This is a genomic window from Paenibacillus plantiphilus (assembly GCF_927798095.1).
Lineage (GTDB): Bacteria > Bacillota > Bacilli > Paenibacillales > Paenibacillaceae > Paenibacillus_Z > Paenibacillus_Z plantiphilus.
Window position 1 is genome coordinate 102,097 of record NZ_CAKMMF010000006.1, and the last position, 20,733, is coordinate 122,829.

At 51.9% G+C, this 20,733-nt stretch carries 11 protein-coding genes; 2 read left to right on the plus strand and 9 right to left on the minus strand.

Going from position 1 to position 20,733, the window contains the following annotated elements:
- Nucleotides 1-3: 3 nt before the first annotated feature.
- Nucleotides 4-3,123: an ATP-binding protein gene (locus tag L6H65_RS07050; RefSeq protein ID WP_236339790.1), complete on the minus strand. Its 3,120-nt coding sequence runs from the start codon at nt 3,121-3,123 to the stop codon at nt 4-6.
- Nucleotides 3,124-3,837: 714 nt separating this feature from the next.
- Nucleotides 3,838-4,779 (minus strand): alpha/beta hydrolase, encoded by a 942-nt coding sequence (locus tag L6H65_RS07055; RefSeq protein WP_236339791.1) that lies wholly within the window; start codon nt 4,777-4,779, stop codon nt 3,838-3,840.
- Nucleotides 4,780-5,043: 264 nt separating this feature from the next.
- Here L6H65_RS07055 and L6H65_RS07060 point away from each other — a divergent pair, with 264 nt between their 5' ends.
- Complete coding sequence (locus L6H65_RS07060) at nt 5,044-5,880, plus strand: Rpn family recombination-promoting nuclease/putative transposase (RefSeq protein ID WP_236339792.1); 837 nt, start codon at nt 5,044-5,046, stop codon at nt 5,878-5,880.
- Between the two features lie 11 nt (nt 5,881-5,891).
- Here the strand turns inward: L6H65_RS07060 and L6H65_RS07065 are convergent, their stop codons facing one another.
- The 3 genes from L6H65_RS07065 to L6H65_RS07080 all read right to left on the minus strand — a co-directional run bounded on the left by L6H65_RS07065 (nt 5,892) and on the right by L6H65_RS07080 (nt 9,453).
- Nucleotides 5,892-6,467, minus strand: coding sequence for a GrpB family protein (locus tag L6H65_RS07065; protein WP_236339793.1), 576 nt, complete (start codon nt 6,465-6,467; stop codon nt 5,892-5,894).
- A 291-nt stretch (nt 6,468-6,758) separates the two neighbouring features.
- Complete coding sequence (locus tag L6H65_RS26550) at nt 6,759-8,327, minus strand: glycine betaine ABC transporter substrate-binding protein (RefSeq protein ID WP_290370325.1); 1,569 nt, start codon at nt 8,325-8,327, stop codon at nt 6,759-6,761.
- A 16-nt stretch (nt 8,328-8,343) separates the two neighbouring features.
- Nucleotides 8,344-9,453 carry an ABC transporter ATP-binding protein gene (locus tag L6H65_RS07080; protein ID WP_236339794.1) on the minus strand — a complete coding sequence of 370 codons (1,110 nt, stop codon included), beginning with the start codon at nt 9,451-9,453 and terminating at the stop codon, nt 8,344-8,346.
- A 250-nt stretch (nt 9,454-9,703) separates the two neighbouring features.
- Here L6H65_RS07080 and L6H65_RS07085 point away from each other — a divergent pair, with 250 nt between their 5' ends.
- Nucleotides 9,704-10,285, plus strand: coding sequence for a hypothetical protein (locus tag L6H65_RS07085; RefSeq protein ID WP_236339795.1), 582 nt, complete (start codon nt 9,704-9,706; stop codon nt 10,283-10,285).
- Nucleotides 10,286-10,627: 342 nt separating this feature from the next.
- Here the strand turns inward: L6H65_RS07085 and L6H65_RS07090 are convergent, their stop codons facing one another.
- The 4 genes from L6H65_RS07090 to L6H65_RS07105 are packed head-to-tail and all read right to left on the minus strand — an operon-like array spanning nt 10,628 to nt 20,709.
- Nucleotides 10,628-13,831 carry an alpha-amylase family protein gene (locus L6H65_RS07090; RefSeq protein WP_236339796.1) on the minus strand — a complete coding sequence of 1,068 codons (3,204 nt, stop codon included), beginning with the start codon at nt 13,829-13,831 and terminating at the stop codon, nt 10,628-10,630.
- Nucleotides 13,828-15,147 carry a glycoside hydrolase family 125 protein gene (locus L6H65_RS07095; RefSeq protein WP_236339797.1) on the minus strand — a complete coding sequence of 440 codons (1,320 nt, stop codon included), beginning with the start codon at nt 15,145-15,147 and terminating at the stop codon, nt 13,828-13,830. The genes L6H65_RS07090 and L6H65_RS07095 overlap by 4 nt, the downstream gene beginning before the upstream one ends.
- A 47-nt stretch (nt 15,148-15,194) precedes the next feature.
- A complete protein-coding gene (locus L6H65_RS07100) occupies nt 15,195-18,407 on the minus strand; it encodes an alpha-mannosidase (RefSeq protein ID WP_236339798.1) in 3,213 nt (1,070 codons plus the stop codon).
- Entirely contained in the window at nt 18,394-20,709 is a 2,316-nt protein-coding gene (locus L6H65_RS07105; protein WP_236339799.1) for a glycoside hydrolase family 3 N-terminal domain-containing protein, read from the minus strand. Before L6H65_RS07105 ends, L6H65_RS07100 begins: the two co-directional genes overlap by 14 nt.
- Nucleotides 20,710-20,733: the final 24 nt, after the last annotated feature.

Sequence of the window (20,733 nt, forward strand, 5' to 3'; positions counted from 1 at the left end):
GCCTCAGCCTCCAATCCGCTCGTCCTCTGCCAGCTCCACAGGAATGTCGAAGGAAACCTTTGTTCCTTTCCCTTCCGTGCTTTCAATCCGAATACTATTCCCGTACAGAAGCTTGATGCGCTGGCTTATATTCCACAACCCGACACCTTTCTTATCCGCATCGGGTTTCCCTATCTCCTCCAGCTTCCGCTGGCTCATTCCGCATCCATTGTCCTCTACTGTAAAGCTGACTTCGTCGTGTTCATTCTCTTTAACCGAAATTGTCACCATGCCGCCCTTTAAATTGGACATCAGGCCATGTCTGATTGCATTTTCCACCAATGGCTGCAGAGTCAGCGGCGGAATCCGCAGATGCGGATCTGCATCCACATCGTATTCCACTTCCAGCCGGTCGCCGAAACGCGCTTTTTCAATATGGATATACGCATGAACCAGCTCCAGCTCATTCTCCAAGGTTGTTAGTGATTCAAGCTGCTTGAAATCAAAGCTGCCGCGCAAATATTGCGAAAGCTGCAATGTCAATTCCTCCGCCTGCTGCGGATCGTCCACACATAGCTCGGCAATCGCATTCAAAGCGTTGTATAGGAAGTGAGGATTGATCTGGGAACGTAAAAAGGCGATTTCCGCGTCTCTGGCATTCTTCACAGAGGCCTTCAATTTGGTCAGGCTTCGGACACGCGCCATCAGCTCCTCCGCTTCAAACGGCTTCGCCACATAATCGTTGGCCCCGTTCTCCATCGACAGCTTCATATCGGCCGCCCTGTTCCTCGCCGTCAGCATCAGCACCGGCAGCTCGAAGGGAGTGAATCTTTCTCTTATTCCGTTCAACACTTCATAGCCGGACATATCCGGGATCGTAATATCCAATATGACCAGGAAGAAATCCCGTTTACGGGTTAGCTCCTCCAGCGCAAGCTGCCCGCGATTGACCACAACGATAGAATACCCTTCCAGCTTGAGCAGGTTAATCATCGATTGCAGGTTGGCATAATCATCGTCCACCACCAGAATCGGCTCATCCAGCTCTCCCTTCACGTAGAAGGGATATTCGATATGAGGCACACTGGCTTCCTTGCGCGGTCGTTCCTTCGGTTCCGCCTGCCTCAAAATTTTATGCGAAGAGGCTTCAGCCAGCGGAATTGTGAAAATAAAGATTGAGCCTTCTCCGGGCATGGATTCCACATGAATATGTCCTCCATGAAGCTCCACCAGCTTCCTCGTTATGCTTAATCCAAGACCAGTTCCGCCATCATGATTCGTTTCGGAAGCAGCCCCCTGCTCGAAGGCCATGAAGATGCGCTCCTGCATATGCGCCGCAATTCCGATGCCCCTGTCCTGTATTCGCACCTCAATCCTGTCACGGATAACCTCAGCGCTTATATTCACCTCGCCCCGATCGGAGAATTTGATTGCATTGCCGATCAGATTGTGCAAAATTTGCATCAGACGGTTGCCGTCCGCATATACCGCGGGAAGCTCCTCAGGTATGCTGTTGACTAGCGTCACCCGTTTGTCTCCGAGCAGAAACAGATGAATCCGGATGACCGAATCGACAGCGGCCTTCAAATCCATGTCGCTTTTATATAGCGTAATATCGCCATGCTTCATTTTGGAATAATCAAGCAGCTCGTTAACCAGATGGGTCAATCTTCTTCCGCTTCCCATTACGATGCCCAGGTTCTGCGCTTGTCTTTCGGTGACTGGCCCTTCCACCCCTTTGAGAAGAGAATCGGTAATGCTCACAATGGCATTCAATGGCGTCTTCAGCTCATGTGAAGTATTGGACAGAAAGTCATCCTTGATCTTGTCCAGCTTCAGAAGCTGATTCTTCATCTCATCGATAGTACGATAGGCCTCGAAGAAACGAAGAACAATAAAAAAGATCATAATGATATTAAATATAATAATATAGGATTGCCCAAGCCAGAGATTGTCTTTGATCGCAATCGCAAACAGAATCGTGTCTACCGAGTAGAGGTTTATCATAAGAATCGCCATGAACAGCAGAAGTGACTTAAAGCGGCTGTCCGCTTCACTCTTGATATGAAGAGCAGCTGCCCGCAATAGCAGCCATATCAATAGCAATTCATAGAATACGATAATGTAAGCATGAACGGTCATATAAATGCTAATGGAGAGGAATGGAACTAGAATCAGGAAGCCGCCCAGCACAATCGCGACAGCCTGCGTGAGTCTGGACGATATAATGCTTTTTTGCAGCTGATGGAAGAAGAACGCCAGTATAATGAAGCAGGCGATGGAGCTGACATCCTTTGCTTTATATAACACTTCGAATGAAATTTCAGGGAAAAACAACAGCAGCGCCCGTTCCCCGATCAAGCCGTGATAAATGGCATAGAGCAAGCAAATAACAGCAATTAGCAGCAGCGCATAATCCCGTTTGCGATATAAGGACGCCGCCACAAAGCAGATGAAGTAAATAAGCGCAAGCGCCCCGAGAATAACAAGAGGGCTGAACTCACGCACCATACTCTTCTGCTGCTGCTCAATCATAGCATCCTGCTGTCCGAAATAGAGCGATACCGGAATACCCGAATTGATATAGTCGTAATTGGAAACTTGAATAATAATTTCGACATCTCGCTGGTCGGAGGAAAAGAAGCCGATTTGCGGGATATTGCCCGGCTCATAAGTCGCCTCATCCATAGAAGTCTTGCCGTCCTCCAGAAGCCGTTGCCCATCTATATAAACGACGCTCGAAAAACGTATATTCGGCTTCTTCAGGGCAAACATGCCGCCGACGGGCAGGTTTCTCAGCACCATCCGATATGTGGCTGAGCCATAGGCTGGAAGTGGATTTCCATTAACGAGGGTTCCATTCCACTGGGAGGGGACCATCATTAAGGTTGTATAGGCGGGCACTGCGCCCCCCTCCTGCCTGAAATTCTCAGGGGTCAATAGCTGGTTCCAGTAAAACTCCCATTCGCCGTCCAATGCTATTCTCTTCTGGTTGTTCCCATAATCCCAAGCGGAGAGGTCCATGACGCCGTCCCGAACCTGCAAATCATCTATTCGTTCATCGCTTCCCAGCATGATGGACAGCGGAATAAACGACAATGACAGCAAGCCGATCAGACAAATAACAATGGTCCTTCCAAGCACAATATCCGCTCCTTACATGATGAGATCAATCATTCGGTTCTCTCTGGCTCTTATCGCATGCATGGGAACAGGCGGCTGCTGAAATACCCGATTATATTATTCTGAGGCGTGGGATGCTCAATGGACGAGGCGCATGGCGCAATAACGGGGATCGTTGGAAGATAGATACGGAAGAAGCGCGTACAGACAGCCGAAGGGGTTACCCCTTCCCACTTTCCGAGACGCCATTGAGAGTCGCTTCAGCAAAGCTTTTGATAGCCAGTCACATTCCCACATCCCCGAGCAGTATAGTATATTTTCCGCCAAACGAACCATCTATTCAGCTTGTTCCAAAATAACATGAAAGGGAAGCGCGGTTCAACTAATTTCCTCACCGCCATGCAACGCAACGCCGTACCGTATACTGGGGGCTGCAAGCGGTGCGAACAGAGCTCTTCTCACACCTTTAGCCGAATGGGTGAAAATCCTGTATCAGCTTGCGATGGGATAAGATGATGGAGGTTCTTCTATGATACCGATATACCCTTACTATGGTCAGGAAACGAAGTGCAAGCAGGTACCGCTCGCTTTTCCGCCCCAGTCTCCCTGCCGCTTCAATTAGCAGACTGCGGAATTCGGGTGAATGCCGTGGCGCCGGGTCCAATATGGACACCGCTGATGGCTGCAAACTAAAGCACGTTCTCAAATGGAGAACGTGCTTTAGTTTGCTATGGCTTACTTCTTCAACCATGCATTGGCTAATGATAGGGCTCCTCTAGCGGCAGCTGTATCTGCCAAAGCATTGAGCATGACGAAGTCATGGATTATGCCTTGAAAACGTGCTGCTGTAACCTCAACGCCGGCGTCTCGGAGCTTATTGGCGTAGGCCTCGCCTTCATCCCGCAGCACATCCGCTTCCGCAGTAATCACCAGAGCAGGCGGCAAGCCCGCGAGCTGCTCTTTGGTTGCGCGGAGCGGTGAGGCCGTAATCTGCGCTCTTTCGCTTGGGTCCGTCGTATATTGATCCCAGAACCATTTCATGGCATCTCGGCGCAAAAAATACCCTGTTTCAAACATACGATAGGATTCCGTATCAAATGACGCATCCATTACTGGATAAAATAACAACTGCTTGTGTATCCTCGGCCCTTGCCGCTCCTTAGACAGAAGTGTGACAGCAGCAGCCATATTGCCGCCTACACTATCCCCCGCTATATAGAGACGCCCTGTATCCAAGCCATGCTCATGACCGTTATCTGCAAGCCATTCCAGCACCGTGTAGATTTCTTCAATAGCGATCGGATACTTGGCTTCAGGAGACAGACTATAATTCGGAAAAACAACACAGGCCCGCGCTCCGACAGCAAGCTCGCGAACAAGACGATCATGCGTATGTGCATTGCCAAATACCCAACCCGCACCGTGAATATAGAGAACGACTGGCAATGTGTCTTTTTCGTCCTCCGGTCGAAGCAGTCTGATCGATACCTGTCCTGTCGGACCGCCTACTATATTCAATTCTTGAATATGTACGGGCTTCTTATGAACGTCGCCTGCCTGTACGGAATCAACGACTTCACGTCCCTTTTCCGGGCCATGATGGAACAGATAAGGGGGATTGGCAGTATCCTCTGCGAACTGCAAAGCCGCTGCTTCCAATACAACTTTCTTTTCCATTGGCAACATCTCCTTATTGGTTAATCGGTTAATTGATTAATCGGATGCTCGGCAGCCTTCGCTACTTGTATCCTGACCATTGTTAATAGACAAGCTCCCCGAACACGCCATTCTCGTCGACTAAAGCGGCGCCATTTATGAATGATTAAACAAAATGCTTAGTAACCAATCAACACCTGGCGCTTGATAGCTGTTAAAGCTGACATATCATGCAGCCTTAGGAAGGTTCATGATATAATAAAAGAAGGATTGGAGTTGATTCTCATGAGAGACCTGCTTGACCCTAAAAACGATTTTGTCTTTAAACGCATATTTGGTAGTGAAGAGAACAAGGATGTGCTGTTGGCTTTCCTAAACTGTACTTTTCATGAAGCCGGAGAACCGCCGCTTACTGAGATCTTACTCATGAACCCTTACACGGATAAAGATTCACCTCAAGATAAGCAATCAATCTTTGATATTCAAGCTAAGACAACAGAAGGCAAGCTTATAAACATCGAGATGCAGCTATTTAACCGCTATGATAACGAGAAGCGCACGCTGTATTATTGGAGTAAGCAGTATGCCAGCCAGCTTGAAGAAGGACAGTCCTATAAGAAACTAAAGAAATGTGTCACCATCAATATTGTTAATTTCACTATTTTGCCTAATGCACGCTATCACAATGTGTTTCATTTGCGGGAGAAGGACAGCGGCATCCCATTGACGGATGACCTGGAAATTCACTTTCTTGAGCTCTCCAAACTGAATGATCACAAGACTAGCCACTCAGGCGGGTTATTGAACTGGCTCCTTTTCCTTAAAAGTGACAATATAGAGAATTGGGAGGTGCTTAAAATGCAGGAACCTGGACTCGGCAAAGCTATGACAGCCTTGGAATTCCTAAGTCAGAATGCGGAAGCTCGACGACTTTATGAAATGAGACAAAAGGCATTGCATGATGAGGCTTCGTTAAGAGAAGGCGCAAGAGAAGAAGGCGAGTTAAAAGGCAAGCTTGAAGTAGCCGCCAAGATGCTGGCTAAAGGAATGGACATGGGTTCCGTTGCGGAGTTCACTGGACTTCCAATGGAGGAATTAAAGAAATTAAATCAGTCTCACTAATCTAGCGGCTGTCAAGGAAATCCTCCTTGGCAGCCTTTTTCAATACTCATTTCAATACTCATTTCAATACTCATTTCAATATGCGTTCTCGCCTTTTCAATAACCGCTTGAATAAAGGGGCCTTTTAAGCTAGTGTATGTGATTCTATCGTCAGGATACCGTTTCGCCAGCTGTTCCTTTAATTGTGCGTATTGGCGGCGTGTCTCTGGATGCTCTGTCAAATAATCGCGAAACAGCAGGTTATTCATCCATTCATCACTGCCTAATTCATACACATGCAAATGATGAGTACCCTTTCTCCATTCACCTTTTCTGAAAAATCGACGAGCTGGAAACTCTTCCTTCGGAACATATTCATAGCCAATTATGGATAACGGTTCAATGAACACATCCGCCTGACAAAGCTCATTAACCCCAACAGCGATATCAATAATAGGCTTAGCTGGCAGCTCTACTATGGAGGTGCTGCCGATATGCTCAACAGTAATGTCGTAGTCACCCAAAGCTAATTGGATTCGTTCCTTTTCTTGTTCAAATTGCTCGAACCACTGTGGATTATAATTCACGACAGTTACTTCATAGGTCAATCTGCATCCCCCTTATATGGCCGTCATCGTGTACTAGACCTGCATCCAATCCGCACATACCTGCAAAAGTACATCTCCTCCATTCATTATAGCAGTTCTCAGCCGGATCAACTGCGATAATACATCTAAAGACGTCAGAACCCGGCGAATTCGGCATTTTTATGATTTTTTTCTGTACTTTTGCAGGTGAGGGGGTTGAAATGATCCTTTCCCGCGATGTTACCTGCATTTTTGCAGCAGCGCAGCCGCAAGCATGGCTAATTCAGCGGTACTCTCACCAACCGTTTACGATTAGGGACCCATCAGCCCCTCCTCCTTCAACCACCGCTCTGCAACCTCGCGCGCTTGCATGCCTTCCAGATCCACCTTGCCGTTCAGCGCCGACATCATTCGATCATCGATTTTGCCAGCCAGCAGATTGAGCACTTCTTCCAGCTCGGGATGCTCCTTCAAGGTTTCCATACGAATGATGGGAACCGCGTAATAGGGTGGAAAATACTGCTTATCGTCCTTAATTACTTTAAGATCGAATGCTTCAATGCGCCCGTCCGTGGAAAAGGCGTCATTCACATCCGCAGTCCCTTCCTTGACAGCGCTGTAGGTCAGCCCGGGGTCCAAACCCTTCACTTCCTTGAATTTCATACCGTATGTCTGCTTTAAGCCCATATAACCGTCAGGCCGCTCCAGAAACTCATGAGTCGCACCAAGCAGCAATTCAGGAGATTTGCGCGCCAAATCAGTAAAGGTTTCGATTCCCTCCTGCTCGGCTCGATCTCTTCTCATAGCAAGCGTGTAGGTGTTGTTGAAGCCAATCGGCTGCAGCCAGGCGACATTGAATTTCTGCTCATAGGCTGCTTTCACCCGCTTGTATGTTTCCTCCGGTCCGCCTCCGACCGGCTGCTCCTTCAGGACAGAGGTCCAGCCCGTACCCGTATACTCGGGGTAAATATCAATGTCACCGCTCAGAAGCGCACTGTGCGTGACCTGCGATCCACCGAGAAAAGGCTTGCGGATGACCTTCAGATCCGTCTTCGCCTCTATTAAAGAGGCCATCATATGCGCCAAAATATCCTGCTCGGTAAAATTTTTCCCTCCGACCACTATAGAATCAGAGCCGCCAAAAGGATTGCCTTGAGCCACAATGCCCGCAAGTATTGCGATAACGAGAACGACGCCCAATCCGATCTGCAAGCCTCGGAGCAGCTTGGAGCTGCGACCATTGCGGCCTTTCCTCATACCCTTAGGGGTGACCGCTCTCTCCATACGTCCCAATAAGTAGTCGAAGATCACCGCCAATAACGCCGACGGTATCGTACCTGCCAATATCAATTCTGTATTAACCGTCGAGATGCCCCGGAAAATCAGATCGCCCAGCCCGCCCGCTCCGACAAGCGATGCGAGCGTAGCGACACCGATCAGCATGACGGTCGCCGTCCGAATGCCGGCCATTATGACACTAAGAGCAAGCGGCAGCTCCACCTTCAGCATCACCTGCAGACTCGTCATGCCCATGCCGATGCCGGCTTCTTTAATCGGCTTCTCCACGTTCATGATGCCTGTATATGTATTTCTTAGAATCGGCAGCAGAGCATAGACGGTCAGGGCGACAATAGCCGGGACCATCCCAATGCCGAGTATCGGAATCATGAACCCCAGCAAAGCCAGGCTCGGAATCGTCTGGAACAAGGATGCCACGCCAATTACCGGCGAAGCAAACCTTGGGAATCGGGTCAGCAGCAGTCCTGTCGGAATCGATATGACGATCGCAATGAGCAGAGAGATAAACGACAGCTCGATATGTTCCATTGTCGCGCGATAAATGTCCTCTTGCCGGCTTATCATTACATCCCAGAGATTCACGGTTGCCTCCCTCCTGTTAAATCTGCTTAAGCAGAGCGTCAATTAGACTGGAATTGGTCACTAATCCGGCCAGTAAGCCATTCGGATGAACGACAGGCAGGCTGTACAAGCCATTTTCTCTCATTATCTCTACCGCCTCCGCTACACCTGTTCCAGTTTGAACAATTGTAATTTCGGCGTTCATAATATCCTGCAGCGTCAAATCCTCATACCGAAACTTCTCTTCGAGCATCTCTTTCGTCACAATGCCTTTCAGAATACGATTCTTGTCGATAACGAGCAGGCTGGTTACACGATACACCTTCATGAGCTTCGCCCCGTGAGCCAGCCCTCGCGTCATCGAGGCCGTCACAGGATTCGCCACCATGACATCATCCACCGTCAGCTGCTCTGAATCGTACAAGCGGCCGCCTCCGATAAAGGTTCGCACAAAATCATTTTTGGGACGGCGAAGGATACGATCCGGGGTATCCGCCTGTACAATTTCCCCGCCCTGCATCAAAACGATGCGGTCGGCGATCTTCAGCGCCTCATCCATATCGTGAGAGACGAAGACGATTGTCTTCTTCACTTCCTCCTGCAGCCGGATCAATTCATCCTGCAGCTGCTCCCGACTGATCGGATCAAGTGCGCTGAAGGGCTCATCCATCAGAATAATCGATGGCTCAGCAGCGAGCGCGCGAATAACTCCGATTCGCTGCTGCTGGCCGCCGCTCAGCTCTGAAGGGTAACGATCCCGGTATTCATCGGGATTCAGCCCCACCATTTCCATCAGCTCATCAATCTTCTGCTCATAGGAGCTCTTATTCATCCCCTTCAGCTTAGGGACAACGGCTACATTATCCTTGATGGTCATATGCGGGAACAGCCCAATATGCTGAATGACATAGCCGATATTTCTGCGCAGCTCAACCGGATTAATGCCCGAAATATCCTTGCCGTCAATTAGAATTTGACCAGAGCTTGGTTCGACAAGACGATTGATCATTTTCATCGTCGTCGTCTTTCCACAGCCGCTCGGTCCAATCAACGTTATCAGCTCTCCCGCCTTGATCTCCAGATCGATGCCTTTCAGCGCAGTCATGCCGTCATTGTAGCGTTTCGTCACATTTATAAACTGTATCAATCCAGCACCTCATGTCAGTCAGGATAAAATAGATTTATCCGTTATTCTACCCAACATCTTCATTCACAATGCGAAGGAGGAAAGCAATCGAGAAGGAATCAATGACAAAGTATGTGCTATAATGGAATAGTGGATCGCGATTACAAATAAGGAATAAACGAATCTAATTGGGGGATTGGCATCATGAAAAATATTTTTCAGTTTGGTGTTTAGGCTAGATAGGCCCACTAATAGGAGGCGCGGAACAGTAATGAAAAAACCAATTAATTATATCGGGCTTCTTTTCCTCATATTCGTCATCAGCTTTTTAAGCTATAAACTTCTTGCACCTCAACAATTGCGAACCGAAGGAAAGCTTGATAGGGTATTGACCACGGAATCATCGCTGATCAAGGATGACATAGCATTGCCGCCAACACTTGATTCCTATGTGTCGGAAGCAATTCTTGCCCACAACGCAGACTACTATCAGGAGGGAGCGTTCCAAACTGAATCTCACGTCACACTCAAAACCATTGAGAATGAAAACACGACAATGGTCTATTTGATGGCCTACTATGCCGTGTACGATTTTCCAGAGGGAAAACCTGAGCTGGTCAGCGGCAGCCATATCCCCGTTTCTCTGACCTTTTCCAAGGATGATAGCGGAGTTTATGCACTTACAGAGTATTGGGAAGCGTCGGATGGCTCCTACTACACGTCGTCAATCAAAGAGAAATTCCCATCAGATGTATATGAACAGGCGATTAATACACAGCTTTACGCCGAGCAGCAGCGAGCCGCCTGTATTAAGAAAGCAAAGGAATACATAAGGCAACAGCAGGGCATCTGAGGAAGAACTGCTGCTTGGAATCATCATTAGCAGCCGAAGGGAACCTCAAACCCATACTAGGACGCGGGTACGACAAGGTCTGCCGCGAGTTGGTACTTGCTTGCTGCAGATGATTCAACATTCAACTACAAAGAAGAGGAGCCTGATTATTACTGGCTCCTCTTCTTTGTAGTTGGCTAATATTATGTTTGCTGACAAGCCCGGCTCGCTTGGCTGCCCATTCAGGATAAGTGAGCAAGGCGCGACCTACTGCCACCAAATCGAACTCCCCAAATCGGCCAGTTTAGCGGTAAGCGGACAAGGGAGTTGTTGGAATCGTTAACGAGCGTTCGTCAATGTCACTTACACGCACACGACGCGTACTTCATCCGGGCGGTACACGGACGCTATACAGCCTTCCGCATCGGTCGCAAACAGAACGGATCGTTCACTCGCCAGCTTGAAGGAATACATCTTATTTGTTCGCGAATCCTTGATGGCAATCTCGGCATCCCTGGCAAACTCGGAGACGAACACATAAAGCGAGCCGCCAGCGAATGTCAGCTTATTGCCATAGATACCGAGCAGCTCGCCGCCGCTAATCCATTCCATCTCTGAGGAGCATTTTGCCGCTGATGCAGCATATCGGTATAAGGCCGCAATCGTCTCGGACCGCTCATTCAGCTCGACAGGCAGCGGGCACCATAACAACAGTCCTGCACCTAGCGGTACGTCAACGATAGAATGGCTCCCGTTTGAGCCTACTTCCTTGAACACCTCCGCAATCCGGCGAGCGCCGAATGAGACAGGCAGTGTTCGACCGTCTACAATGAGTTGTTCCTCGCGCAGCACATTGGCAAGCTCTCTTGGTCCAAGCAGCTCAGCTAGCCGACCATTCGGACGCCAATAGGCATCAAGGCTGGCAGGTCCGGTGACGAGCAGAACCGCTCCCGTCTTCCGTACGATATCGAGCAGCCGCTCAAAAGCGGCATCATCGATATTATGTGCGCTCGGCAATATAATCAGCTTGGCTGGAGAGGACTCCAGAGCATCCAGATGATATTCCCCGACAGCCCGGAACGGCTGATTCAGTTCATAAGCGAGCACACGCACCGCCTTCGTTGTAGCATCGAAGGCCAGCTTTCGGTTGGAGAAATCATTGGAGTACGGGAATATAACAGCGGTCTCCTCCAGCACACGATCATGGAACAGGTCCCGAATCTCATCCATAAACCGTCCAAAATCCCGGGATACTTCTGCCTCCGGTTTCTCCGTTCCATCCGCACGCAGCGCTCCGATATGCGACTCGTTGGCATTGTCCATATAGAAGTTGGTATTCCATATCCATTGCACCGCGCCAGCTCCGCCTGTGGCAAAGGCATAGGCATATTTTCTCTCCAGTATATTGCGCAGCTCTGCTTCCGACCTTTTAGCGCGGCCATCTGGCGTTTCCACGTACATAATCCCGGTTTCCTGAACAAGATTGGGCTTATCCGGCGTCTTGGCGAATACTCCATCCCATACGAGCTGGTCGTTAAGCCACCATGAATGGACAGTCGTATAGTCCACCGCTTCCGCATAAAAGAACGGCGAAGGCCGCTGCGCTCCCAGCGCTTCATCCTGTCCTACGGTTACAAGATGATCCGGACATAATTGCTTAATCGTGCCGTATAACTCTGCCGCCCAACGGTTATGCATGTCCATAGAGAACAGCACATAATCAAGCCAGCGGGTCCCTCTTTTGGCCTGATGCATATCCTGCACATCGAAGTTGATCTCTTCAGGCTCTGGCAGCGCTGCCGTTTCAAAATCCTTCAACTGCTCAGGCGACATATTCCAGCGCTCCTGCAGCACGTCGATAGATCCATGCCTCTTCCTCAGCCATTTCACATAAGCGGCACGCTCGAACGGATCACCGCAGCTGCGAGGACCATCGGAGAAAATACGTTTAGGATCGAACATGGACGGCTCATTGATCAAGTCCCAATCTATGTTGGCTGCATTGCGGTAGCGCGAGACGATCAGCCGGATGAACCGTTTCTGGGCTTCGACGCTGCGCGGGTCGAGATACGGATTGACCCCTTCCCACGTCTCCGGCGTGAAGGAAAAGAACGTAAAGGTGACCTGAAAGCCATATTTGCTTGCCGTCAGCAGGAAAGCGTCGATAGAACGCAGAACCTCCTCTGATGCGTGTCCATCCACCTGCATAATGTTGCGGTAAGCGGTCCATATGCCTGTCCGAATCCAGTTGATTCCACTTCTATGCATCTGCGCCATATCTCTGTCCCACACGCTCACATTGGGGAGAAACAGAAACTTGCGCGACGTATCCGACGTCATATATGTCATGCCTACGACGGGAAGCGGCCTGCCGTCCTTGACGAAATAATCCCGCCCGCAAGCTACCGGACTTCCTTCTGCAAGCAGACGTTCATCAAAGCACCAGAAGCCTTGATGCAGTAGACGCACCTCGCCATCGGCGGCTTCAGCCCGGCATTCCACCCGATACTGCCCTTTATCAAGTTCCAGTGGAATAACCATTCGTTCCACCTGCAGCTCGCCGCCGACCACGGCCTCGAATGATGTTGTCCAAATCTGCCCGCCTTTGGTGCTATTTCTGGAGCTGAAGCTGGAACTGGAGCTCTCGTTGCTGGCTCGTTTGTCATTGCCGTTCTCGCTAACTAACGATACCGCGAACCGCCAGCTTTGCGCAGCGCGCCGCTTCCTGCCGCTGATCCGCTGCAGTTGCAGCGTTAGTATGGCTTTCTCGCCAGGAAGATAGGAAGCATAGCTTGTCTTCAGCCACAATTCGGTGATGCCCTTCGCGCAGAAGGCCGCCCATTGAGCAAGCGCCTCGGCACCGCCTCCGGCAAGGAACGATGCCGTCAATGGCTGGTTGATAAACAACCAGCGGCTGCCGGCAAACGGACCTCCGTTGTTCTCCCACAGAACGGCAGGGGCTGCCACCTCGCGGCTATCAGTGGAGATCCCCTTTAACAGCGGGTAGATCCGGGTGTCCATAGGTCCGGACGAGCCCATCTGATGGGGCAAATCGCTGCTTTTCGTCACATGAGGCACCAAATTCCACGTATCTGCCACCTCGAACAAAGCTTCCGCTCCCGCAAACAACGGTATGTCGGACGATGCGAGCAAAGAGGCCACCGGTCCCGAATCTACCCGCAGCGCCTCGTGTATATGAAGCTGCTGGTGATAAGCCGTCTGCTCCGCTTCAATATGCCATGCGCCATCGTCCGAATGACGGACAGGATGTTTGAATGGTGCGCCGCCAAGACTGATCAAGCCGCCTCCGCCTCTAAGAAAAGCGAGAATAGCAGGCCACGCAGCCTTGGGAAAATACGGCGCATGAAGATTGATCAGGCAATCCGCTGCGATAGTTTCCAGCACTTCGGCAAGCTGTGAGGCATCAGCCGCAATCAGCCTGTTCCCCACACCCGGCTCGCCGGGCAAGCCGCCCTGCTCCCGCAGCGCCGCCGCGAGCGAATCTATCGTTTCCTTGTTGCCTGCGACGGGAAAGGAGCTGTCATAGAATACGATATATCCGCTCATAGCAGCCCATCCTTCATTGCTCCGTGTACAAGCTGGGCGAACAAGCTGTTCGACCATACGAACCAGTCTCTCGTATACACGGAAGGATCATCCGCATGGAATCCTTCGTGCATAAATCCAGTATCTCCATCCGTCGACTCCAGCACCGCGATCATCGCCAGCTTCTCCTCATCCGTGGAGGCGGTCAAGCCCTGCATCGACAACGCCATATGCCAAATATATTGGGGCGGCGTATGAGGACTGCCGATTCCGCTTGCGACCTTGCCTTCGTAATAGTATGGATTGGCGGCGCTTAATGCAAAGCGGCGCGTATTCTGATAAATCGGATCATCCTTGGACGTGAAGCCCAGATAAGGAATAGAGAGCAGCCCCGGCGTTCCGGCATCGTCCATCAAGCAGTAGTTGCCGAAGCCGTCTGTCTCATAGGCATATATCGGACCGAATTCCGGATGGCGGTAGATGCCATACAGCTCTATGCCGTGACGGACATCCGCTTCAAGCTTGCGCAGCTCCTGAACGAATGCCAGGTCGCGGAACACCCACTCGGCAATTTCGCACATTTGCCCAAGAACCGCCGCTGCGAACATATTAGCCGGAATATTGTAGTGAAAATCGCAGGCATCATCGCTTGGGCGGAATCCGGACCAGATCATGCCCGTGTAGTTGACCGGCATCCCCAGTCCGTCATTGTAGAGCGTTTCTGTTGGAATCTCGATATCCCTGGTGAATCTGTACGGCGACAGCTCAAGGTGTCGCTGCTCCGTTCTCCACAGATCCAGAATGATGCGCATCGTTTCTTTGAAACCCGCATCGAATATGTCAGTAAGTCCCGTTTCCTTCCAATACATATAAGCCAGCCGAATCGAAAAGCAGATGGAATCCAGCTCGAATTTGCGTTCCCAGACCCATGGTCCCATGTCCGTCTTATCCTCTGCATTCCAGTGCCAGTCATTGGCCGACTCATTGAAAGCATTGGCATACGGATCTATGCGAATACAGGCCATATGCCGTTTGATCAGCCCGCCGATTATCCGCTGAAGAGCAGGGTCATTCTTCGCCAACGGCACATAATGAATGACCTGCTCGACAGAATCGCGCAGCCACATAGCCGGAATATCGCCGGTAAGGATGAATGTCGTTCCGTCATCCATAAGCTTGACCGCTGTTTGCAGCGTATTCGGAAAACAATTATTGAACAGACGGAGCAGCTTGGGGCGGTGCGCAAGATTCACATCCGCCTCCTCCAGCACTGCTTGGACAGCGGCCGGCAGCGCAAGCTTCGGCAGTGAAATGACCGGTAATCGAAATTGCTTCATTTTGTATGTCCTCCCGCATCCCCACGGGGATATAGTAATGGTTGGAATCAACCAATGAGTTTAATAGATTTAATTTCATATGGACGGAATTCAAGTGACAGTCCGCCATTCTCCAAAGCCAGTTCCTCGATCTCATCTTCCAGCGCATTGACCAGCATCACTTTGCCGATCGGAGACGGCCAACTGATGAAGACCCGTTCCCGTCCACCCGATGATTCATAGAGACGGAGAATGGTGTCCGCTCCATCCTCGGAAGGCTTGACCGTATCCAGAATGACATGCTTGCTATCTAATCCAATAAAAGAATACCGGAGAGGCAACGTGCCATCCGCCTTCCCTTCGTGGATCGACTTCACAAGAAGGGGAGCGTTCAGCTCAGCCGCCTTGCGAACGGTGTGGGCATTCCGCCAATCCTCCTGATGGGGATAGACCGAATAAGTAAACTCATGACTACCTTGGTCTGCCCCCCGATCAGGCCACTTAGGCGCGCGCAGCAGCGACAGACGGAGCAGCCCTTCCTTGGCGTCATAGCCGTACTTGCAATCGTTTAACAAAGCAACGCCGTAGCCGTTCTCCGACATATCCGCCCAGCGGTGTCCACAGACCTCATACTGCGCCTGCTCCCAGCTTGTATTGCGGTGCGTTACGCGCTCCAGCGCCCCGAATGGAATTTCGTAGGTCGCTTTATCCGTCACCAGATCAAGCGGGAATGCGGCCTTCAGCAGCTTGTGGGACTCCTCCCAACGCACCCGTGTACGGAAATCAACGCGACGGTCGTGATGATACAGAATCAGGTCCTGCTGAATGAGCGAATGATTCAGACGCCATTCGAAGCGCAGAACATCCTTCGTCCTGCCTCTAAGAACAACCTTCTCGCTCAGCAGTTCGGATGCCCCGGCGGGCTGCTCCTCATAACGCGGGTCGATATCCCAGGCATCCCATAGTGTCGGCTTGTCATGGAAAAATTGAAGCTCGTTCGCCTTCGCTCCTGGCTTCAGCAGCTCTCTGCCTGCCTCCTTGTCATACCAGCGTACAATTTCGCCCCGTTCGTTGAATGCCAGCACATACTGCCCCGTCTCCCAATTTCCGTCGAAAGCAAATTGCTGTGCAGGCGAAGCCTGAACATTTGCATTTGCATTTGCATTTGCATTTGCATTTGCAATCGCAGCAGCACTCATACCCGCACTAACACCTGCACCCACACCCGCGTCTGCTTCTCTCAGCCATATCGTCGTATATCCAAAGGCCGGCACCGACGGCACAAGGACGGATAGCTCATGGAACGCCGCCCCTGTTTCCGTATCAAAGTCCGTGTACAAGTCGCTCAGCAGCAATTGTCCCGCTTCATTATAAGCGGCCATGCCAGACAATTCCGCTCCTCCCTTAATGCTTACAATTTCTTCCCGCTCCCAGCCCTGGCTATTGAAGACAGCGTAAGGACGGCCTTCGCCAGCCGCTGCGATTCCCTGCGTGATGGACTCCAGGCCCTTGTCCAGACTATCTCCACCGATGGCGAATATCGTCTCGTACTCCTTCTCCGAGGTTTCGTACACCTCCGTTATCGAGCTGCCGGGGATAATGTCGTGAAATTGATTCAGCATAATCAATTTCCAGCCTTCCTCCATCGCCGTTTTGAAGGAATCCCTCATCTCCGGCGACCCGAACGGGAACGCCAGATTATTCCACACCTCTGCCTCGCGGTACATAATCTCAGCCTTCCGGTTCCATCGCTTGTTGCGGGCATGTGTTGTATATGTTCCTCTGTGCAGCTCCAGATACAGGTCGCCGCGCCAGATTGGCAGATCGGTGCGGTCCGCGCCGACGCCCTCGAAGAAATCGAGCGCCGTGCTGAAACGTGCCGCAGGCAGACCCGGCATCAGCTCCGCGCGGTTCACATACTCCACCATTTCCCGGGTTACTCCGCCGCCCCCGTCTCCATGACCATACAGCAGCATCTGCTCCTCATGCCTGTCCTTCTGGCGGAAGGACTCCCAATGCTCGTGAACATCCTTAGGATGGGTATGCTCGTTAACACCATGGTTAAGATAGGTAAGCATGGAAGTACCGTCGATGCCCGTCCATTGGAACAGATCATGCGGGAAGACGTTCGTATCATTCCAATTCAGCTTAGTCGTCATAAAATATTGCACGCCCGCGTGCTTCATTATTTGCGGCAATGATGCGCAGTAGCCGAACGTATCGGGCAGCCACTCAATCGTTGACGTCTGCCCGAATTCTTCGCGGTAGAAGCGCTGGCCGTGCAGCAGCTGGCGAATTAGCGATTCCCCGCTTGGCAGGTTCAAATCCGGCTCTACCCACATACCGCCAACCAATTCCCAGCGTCCTTCGGCGATTCGCGCCTTCACTCTCTCGTACAGCTCCGGATAATGCTCCTTGACGAAGGCATAGAGCAAAGGCTGGCTCTGCGTATAACGAAACTCCGGATACTCATCCATCAGCGTGCATACAGTGGAGAAAGTCCGGCTGCTCTTGCGGACTGTCTCCCGCACGGGCCACAGCCAGGCTACGTCGATATGCGATTGGCCGACCATATGCATCGTCCCGTTGGAATCCCGGTCAGGAGACAGCGTCCGAACCTTGCCTGTCAATGTCTCCTCAACAGAGATCGGCCACTCCAAGCCCGCGTTCGCATTATGCAAATTCCGTTCGACCGCATCCATAGCCTCATACAGCGCTTCAAGCAAGCCGATCCTCGTCAAATTCTGGCTTGGCTGCAGCAGCACCATATCCCTGACGACCGTCAGACTAAGGATCAGGCTTTGCAGCGGACGGCTGCCGTGTACAAGGCGGCTGCGGATCGCCCGGATCGGATCGCGCAGCGTAGCTTGACGGTTCAGCGGGTCCTTCGGCTCGGAGATGGGGTCGAACATTTCGATCTCTACGACCGGATTGGCACCTGTTTTATCTATAAACAGGGGAACATACGTATGATTGGAATCCAGGCCATGATAGGGAATGCCGTTAAGCCGTACCAGCCCTTCACCGCCTGCTTCCACAATGAGACCGACCGGATCGCCGCTCCAGCCTTCAGGAATGTCCAGCGTCAGCCGGAGGAAATAGGTTGTGCCTGCCGTTCCGGTCAAATAATCGGTAACATCACCCTTTACAGGCTCGCCTTTATAGACATATTCGCCAGGCTTCACATATTCCGCAATTCGGATATCCCATTCCTTCAGCTCGATGCTGTCGAGCCACTGCCGCCCCGAAAGCTCACGAATCAAGCGATTAATCCGTTCCATGGCCAGTCTCCTTTACATATAGCTTGGCGCTCAGCAGCTCCTCGGAATTGCCGCCGACTCCTATGATGAAAGCTCCGGCTTCCACTGTCTGCACATAGTTCTGATTCATAAACATCAGCTGTTCCTTGCTTATCTTGAACGACACCACCGTTGAGTCACCCGGATTCAATTTCACTTTGCGGAAGCCCTTCAGCTCCTTCGCCGGCCTTGCGACCGAGCATGCAACGTCAGTGACATACAGCTGCGCCACCTCTGCGCCCCGGACTGCTCCTGTGTTCGTTACACGCACTTGAACGACAGCTTCCCCATCCGCTGTTATTTCCTCTGGCGATACACGCAGGTCCGAGTAAGTAAATTCTGTGTAGCTCAGGCCGAAGCCGAACGGATAACGCGGCTTCGTATCCATCTCCAGATATCTCCGGCCTCTGGTCCGCTTGCCGTTGTAATAGATCGGCAGCTGTCCGACATGCTTAGGCACGGATACCGGCAGCCTGCCGGAAGGATTCACATCGCCGAATATAATTTCGGCAATGGCGCCGCCGCCCTCTTGTCCGGGATACCACGCTTCAAGAATGGCGTCCGCATGTTCGTCCACCCACGGCTCGGCAATTGGACGGCCGTTAATGTAGACGATCACGAGCGGCTTGCCCAGCTTGTGCACCTCCTGGATCAGCTCCAACTGCACGCCTGCCAGCCCGAGACCTGTACGGTCAATGCCTTCGCCGCATTCCATATCGCTACGCGCATCCCCGCTTACAACAGATGCACCGGTTCGCAAATCAATCGTGCCTTCCCCGAAATCGCGGGCGCTGGAGCCGCCCATCGCCATAATGACGACATCCGCCTCCGCCGCGCACAGCAGCGCCTGCTCGAAGCCTTCCCTCGACGGATCAATCACACGGCAGCCCGGCGCATACAAGATACGACTCTCGTCACCGCCGAGCAGACCTCTGATTCCGTCCAGCACTGTAACAACATTGCCCCGCGGCTGAGGGGAGGTATAATCTCCCAGCTGATTATAGCTGTTGTCTGCATTGGGTCCAATAACGGCAATCTTGCCCGTCCCTTTGCCAAGCGGCAGTACCCCGCCCTCATTCTTCAAGAGAACAATGCCTTCGCGGGCCGCTTGCCGCGCCAGCTCGATATGCTCCTGACGGCCGATAACAGCCTCCGCACGGTCTGGATCAACATACGGATTATCAAACAAGCCCAGTTGGAATTTCACCCGCAGAATCCGCTTCACAGCCTCATCGATTGCCGCCATGCTGACATCGCCCCGCTCCAGAGCAGCAGCCAGATGCTTGCCGAACATGAGGCCCGACATCTCCATGTCTACACCCGCATGCAGCGCCAGCGCCACCGCTTCCTCTCCGTCCTCCGCCACATCGTGGCCGGAGGCCAGCATATCCACGGCTCCGCAATCAGTAATAACGAATCCGTCGAAGCCCCATTGCTCACGCAGCAGCTCCCTCAGCAAATAATCGCTGGAGGTGCAGGGAACGCCGTCGATCTCGTTATAAGCGGTCATAACGGAAGCGGCTCCTGCGTCAACCGCCTTTTTAAACGGATACAGTTCGATATCATGCAGCTCTCTCAGTCCCATGTGCACAGGTCCCGCGTTGCGTCCACCCTCGGAGCTGCCGTACCCTGCAAAATGCTTCAAGGTCGCAATAACGCTATCCGCTCCATCCAGCCGTTCTCCCTGTAATCCTTCGACAGCGGCAACCCCCATCTCCCCGATCAAGAAAGGGTCCTCGCTGAAGCATTCCTCAGTCCGGCCCCAGCGCGGATCGCGGACTACGTCCAGTACCGGCGAATAGGTAGCAGCCCCGCCCTGTGCTCTTGTCTCCAAGGCAATCGCCTGGCAGATGGTCCGGAACAGCTCCGGATTCCATGTGCTCCCAATGGAGAGCGGAACCGGAAACACCGTAGCGCCAATGGCCATATGGCCGTGCGAGCATTCCTCGCCGAACAGGATCGGAATACCAAGCCGCGAATTCTCAATGGCGTAGCGCTGAAGCTCATTGACTGCTATCGCCCCTTCCTTGGGCGACAGCCCTGTTTCCAGCGTCACCTCTGTCCACGGGTCCGCTCTGAGCGTCCCGTACAGGGAACCGATTCCGCCGCTTGCCATTTCCTGCTTGAACGATTCGGTTACGATCACGCCGCCGCTGTTATCCTTCGTATACATTTTCCAGCCGAAGGGCTGCCGGAGCTGCCCGATCTTCTCTTCTATCGTCATCTGTTCCAGCAATTGAGCTGCCCGCTCCTCAATCGCAAACAGTGTCTGGTTTTCTCTCATCTCTCACTCGTCTCCTTTTGCCGC

Coding starts and splice junctions, on each gene's coding strand:
- L6H65_RS07105 (WP_236339799.1), bottom strand. CDS start 20,709: ATGAGAGAAAACCAGACACTGTTTGCGATTGAGGAGCGGGCAGCTCAA.
- L6H65_RS07095 (WP_236339797.1), bottom strand. CDS start 15,147: ATGAAGCAATTTCGATTACCGGTCATTTCACTGCCGAAGCTTGCGCTG.
- L6H65_RS07090 (WP_236339796.1), bottom strand. CDS start 13,831: ATGAGCGGATATATCGTATTCTATGACAGCTCCTTTCCCGTCGCAGGC.
- L6H65_RS07100 (WP_236339798.1), bottom strand. CDS start 18,407: ATGGAACGGATTAATCGCTTGATTCGTGAGCTTTCGGGGCGGCAGTGG.
- L6H65_RS07085 (WP_236339795.1), top strand. CDS start 9,704: ATGAAAAAACCAATTAATTATATCGGGCTTCTTTTCCTCATATTCGTC.
- L6H65_RS07060 (WP_236339792.1), top strand. CDS start 5,044: ATGAGAGACCTGCTTGACCCTAAAAACGATTTTGTCTTTAAACGCATA.
- L6H65_RS07055 (WP_236339791.1), bottom strand. CDS start 4,779: ATGGAAAAGAAAGTTGTATTGGAAGCAGCGGCTTTGCAGTTCGCAGAG.